The 5,125-nt window shown below is 52.0% G+C and carries 2 tRNA genes and 3 rRNA genes; all 5 read right to left on the bottom strand.

Annotated elements, in window-relative coordinates:
* Window positions 1-8: 8 nt before the first annotated feature.
* Window positions 9-124, bottom strand: a 5S ribosomal RNA gene (rrf, locus tag AB5S05_RS21860).
* Between the two features lie 140 nt (window positions 125-264).
* Window positions 265-3,154: ribosomal RNA gene (locus AB5S05_RS21855) — 23S ribosomal RNA — on the bottom strand.
* A gap of 250 nt (window positions 3,155-3,404) precedes the next feature.
* A tRNA-Ala gene (locus AB5S05_RS21850) sits at window positions 3,405-3,480 on the bottom strand.
* A 31-nt stretch (window positions 3,481-3,511) separates the two neighbouring features.
* Window positions 3,512-3,588: transfer RNA gene (locus AB5S05_RS21845), tRNA-Ile, on the bottom strand.
* A 65-nt stretch (window positions 3,589-3,653) separates the two neighbouring features.
* A 16S ribosomal RNA gene (locus AB5S05_RS21840) occupies window positions 3,654-5,125 on the bottom strand; the annotation flags it as partial.

Raw genomic sequence — 5,125 nt, 5'->3', positions numbered from 1 at the left:
TTTTAGAAGCTTGACGATGACCTACTCTCACATGGGGAGACCCCACACTACCATCGGCGATGAATCGTTTCACTACTGAGTTCGGGATGGGATCAGGTGGTTCCAATTCTCTATGGTCGTCAAGCAATTCGGTTGGGGAGTCGGTGTTGAGTCGCTTCCCCTAATTGGGTATGTGATGTCTGGTATTGCGTGTTCTGGCAAATTTTCGGTTTGTTGTCGACTTCAACCGTCTGACACACAAACAACAAATTGTTTGGGTGTTATATGGTCAAGCCTCACGGGCAATTAGTATGGGTTAGCTCAACGCCTCACAGCGCTTACACACCCCACCTATCAACGTCGTAGTCTTCGACGGCCCTTTAGGGAGCTCGAGGCTCCAGTGAGATCTCATCTTGAGGCAAGTTTCCCGCTTAGATGCTTTCAGCGGTTATCTCTCCCGAACATAGCTACCCGGCAATGCCACTGGCGTGACAACCGGAACACCAGAGGTTCGTCCACTCCGGTCCTCTCGTACTAGGAGCAGCCCCTCTCAAATCTCAAACGTCCACGGCAGATAGGGACCGAACTGTCTCACGACGTTCTAAACCCAGCTCGCGTACCACTTTAAATGGCGAACAGCCATACCCTTGGGACCGGCTTCAGCCCCAGGATGTGATGAGCCGACATCGAGGTGCCAAACACCGCCGTCGATATGAACTCTTGGGCGGTATCAGCCTGTTATCCCCGGAGTACCTTTTATCCGTTGAGCGATGGCCCTTCCATACAGAACCACCGGATCACTAAGACCTACTTTCGTACCTGCTCGACGTGTCTGTCTCGCAGTCAAGCGCGCTTTTGCCTTTATACTCTACGACCGATTTCCGACCGGTCTGAGCGCACCTTCGTACTCCTCCGTTACTCTTTAGGAGGAGACCGCCCCAGTCAAACTACCCACCATACACTGTCCTCGATCCGGATAACGGACCAGAGTTAGAACCTCAAGGTTGCCAGGGTGGTATTTCAAGGATGGCTCCACGCGAACTGGCGTCCACGCTTCAAAGCCTCCCACCTATCCTACACAAGCAAGCTCAAAGTCCAGTGCAAAGCTATAGTAAAGGTTCACGGGGTCTTTCCGTCTAGCCGCGGATACACTGCATCTTCACAGCGATTTCAATTTCACTGAGTCTCGGGTGGAGACAGCGCCGCCATCGTTACGCCATTCGTGCAGGTCGGAACTTACCCGACAAGGAATTTCGCTACCTTAGGACCGTTATAGTTACGGCCGCCGTTTACCGGGGCTTCGATCAAGAGCTTCGCGTTAGCTAACCCCATCAATTAACCTTCCGGCACCGGGCAGGCGTCACACCCTATACGTCCACTTTCGTGTTTGCAGAGTGCTGTGTTTTTAATAAACAGTCGCAGCGGCCTGGTATCTTCGACCGGCATGGGCTTACGTAGTAAATACTTCACCCTCACCGGCGCACCTTCTCCCGAAGTTACGGTGCCATTTTGCCTAGTTCCTTCACCCGAGTTCTCTCAAGCGCCTTGGTATTCTCTACCTAACCACCTGTGTCGGTTTGGGGTACGGTTCCTAGTTACCTGAAGCTTAGAAGCTTTTCCTGGAAGCATGGCATCAACCACTTCGCATTCTAAAAGAACGCTCGTCATCAGTTCTCGGCCTTGAACGCCCGGATTTACCTAAGCACTCAGCCTACCACCTTAAACACGGACAACCAACGCCGTGCTGGCCTAGCCTTCTCCGTCCCTCCATCGCAGTAACTAGAAGTACGGGAATATTAACCCGTTTCCCATCGACTACGCATTTCTGCCTCGCCTTAGGGGCCGACTAACCCTGCGTCGATTAACGTTGCGCAGGAAACCTTGGTCTTTCGGCGTGCGAGTTTTTCACTCGCATTGTCGTTACTCATGTCAGCATTCGCACTTCTGATACCTCCAGCAAGCTTCTCAACTCACCTTCACAGGCTTACAGAACGCTCCTCTACCGCTCATCCTAAGATGAACCCGTAGCTTCGGTGTATGGTTTGAGCCCCGTTACATCTTCCGCGCAGGCCGACTCGACTAGTGAGCTATTACGCTTTCTTTAAAGGGTGGCTGCTTCTAAGCCAACCTCCTAGCTGTCTAAGCCTTCCCACATCGTTTCCCACTTAACCATAACTTTGGGACCTTAGCTGACGGTCTGGGTTGTTTCCCTTTTCACGACGGACGTTAGCACCCGCCGTGTGTCTCCCGTGCTGACACTTGCTGGTATTCGGAGTTTGCATCGGTTTGGTAAGTCGGGATGACCCCCTAGCCGAAACAGTGCTCTACCCCCAGCAGTGATACACGAGGCGCTACCTAAATAGCTTTCGAGGAGAACCAGCTATCTCCGAGCTTGATTAGCCTTTCACTCCGATCCACAGGTCATCCGCTAACTTTTCAACGGTAGTCGGTTCGGTCCTCCAGTCAGTGTTACCTAACCTTCAACCTGCCCATGGATAGATCGCCCGGTTTCGGGTCTATACCCAGCGACTAAACGCCCTATTAAGACTCGCTTTCGCTACGCCTCCCCTATTCGGTTAAGCTCGCCACTGAATATAAGTCGCTGACCCATTATACAAAAGGTACGCAGTCACCTAACAAGTAGGCTCCCACTGCTTGTACGCATACGGTTTCAGGATCTATTTCACTCCCCTCTCCGGGGTTCTTTTCGCCTTTCCCTCACGGTACTAGTTCACTATCGGTCAGTCAGTAGTATTTAGCCTTGGAGGATGGTCCCCCCATATTCAGACAAAGTTTCTCGTGCTCCGTCCTACTCGATTTCATTGATAAGAGATTTTCGCGTACAGGGCTATCACCCACTATGGCCGCACTTTCCAGAGCGTTCCGCTAATCTCAAATCAACTTAAGGGCTAGTCCCCGTTCGCTCGCCACTACTAAGGGAATCTCGGTTGATTTCTTTTCCTCAGGGTACTTAGATGTTTCAGTTCCCCTGGTTCGCCTCTTACACCTATGTATTCAGTGCAAGATACCTAACTTATGTTAGGTGGGTTCCCCCATTCAGACATCTCCGGATCAAAGGTTGTTTGCCACCTCCCCGAAGCTTTTCGCAGGCTACCACGTCTTTCATCGCCTCTGACTGCCAAGGCATCCACCGTATGCGCTTCTTCACTTGACCATATAACCCCAAGCAATCTGGTTATTGTCTATAACGTGAAGACGACATTCGCCGAAAATTTGCACTTGAGAACAACGCAAATTTTACCTTGATTGACAAACTGCCAGTGAAAGCAGTCCATCAGTCACTTCTATCACATACCCAAATTTTTAAAGAACGATTTTCGTACCGGTCAAAGACCAGAAATCAACATTCAACAGGCAACCCCTGGAACGCTCATTTCTGAACTCTTACTCAACGACGCTGTAAGTGGTGGAGCCAAGCGGGATCGAACCGCTGACCTCCTGCGTGCAAGGCAGGCGCTCTCCCAGCTGAGCTATGGCCCCATATTCGTACAAGGCCAAACCCCACAACAATTGGTGGGTCTGGGCAGATTCGAACTGCCGACCTCACCCTTATCAGGGGTGCGCTCTAACCAACTGAGCTACAGACCCAATCGTCTTTCGCAATGAATCAAGCAATTCGTGTGGGAGCTTATGAAGAAGCTGATGTCGTCGATTAAGGAGGTGATCCAGCCGCAGGTTCCCCTACGGCTACCTTGTTACGACTTCACCCCAGTCATGAATCACTCCGTGGTAACCGTCCCCCTTGCGGTTAGACTAGCTACTTCTGGAGCAACCCACTCCCATGGTGTGACGGGCGGTGTGTACAAGGCCCGGGAACGTATTCACCGTGACATTCTGATTCACGATTACTAGCGATTCCGACTTCACGCAGTCGAGTTGCAGACTGCGATCCGGACTACGATCGGTTTTATGGGATTAGCTCCACCTCGCGGCTTGGCAACCCTTTGTACCGACCATTGTAGCACGTGTGTAGCCCTGGCCGTAAGGGCCATGATGACTTGACGTCATCCCCACCTTCCTCCGGTTTGTCACCGGCAGTCTCCTTAGAGTGCCCACCATAACGTGCTGGTAACTAAGGACAAGGGTTGCGCTCGTTACGGGACTTAACCCAACATCTCACGACACGAGCTGACGACAGCCATGCAGCACCTGTGTCTGAGCTCCCGAAGGCACCAATCCATCTCTGGAAAGTTCTCAGCATGTCAAGGCCAGGTAAGGTTCTTCGCGTTGCTTCGAATTAAACCACATGCTCCACCGCTTGTGCGGGCCCCCGTCAATTCATTTGAGTTTTAACCTTGCGGCCGTACTCCCCAGGCGGTCAACTTAATGCGTTAGCTGCGCCACTAAATCCTCAAGGAATCCAACGGCTAGTTGACATCGTTTACGGCGTGGACTACCAGGGTATCTAATCCTGTTTGCTCCCCACGCTTTCGCACCTCAGTGTCAGTATCAGTCCAGGTGGTCGCCTTCGCCACTGGTGTTCCTTCCTATATCTACGCATTTCACCGCTACACAGGAAATTCCACCACCCTCTACCGTACTCTAGCTTGCCAGTTTTGGATGCAGTTCCCAGGTTGAGCCCGGGGCTTTCACATCCAACTTAACAAACCACCTACGCGCGCTTTACGCCCAGTAATTCCGATTAACGCTTGCACCCTCTGTATTACCGCGGCTGCTGGCACAGAGTTAGCCGGTGCTTATTCTGTCGGTAACGTCAAAACAGCAAGGTATTAACTTACTGCCCTTCCTCCCAACTTAAAGTGCTTTACAATCCGAAGACCTTCTTCACACACGCGGCATGGCTGGATCAGGCTTTCGCCCATTGTCCAATATTCCCCACTGCTGCCTCCCGTAGGAGTCTGGACCGTGTCTCAGTTCCAGTGTGACTGATCATCCTCTCAGACCAGTTACGGATCGTCGCCTTGGTGAGCCATTACCTCACCAACTAGCTAATCCGACCTAGGCTCATCTGATAGCGCAAGGCCCGAAGGTCCCCTGCTTTCTCCCGTAGGACGTATGCGGTATTAGCGTTCCTTTCGAAACGTTGTCCCCCACTACCAGGCAGATTCCTAGGCATTACTCACCCGTCCGCCGCTGAATCATGGAGCAAGCTCCACTCATCCGC

The sequence above is a fragment of the Pseudomonas zhanjiangensis genome (assembly GCF_041027545.1).
GTDB classification, from domain to species: domain Bacteria; phylum Pseudomonadota; class Gammaproteobacteria; order Pseudomonadales; family Pseudomonadaceae; genus Aquipseudomonas; species Aquipseudomonas zhanjiangensis.
This window is presented reverse-complemented; position numbering and strand designations above follow the sequence as displayed.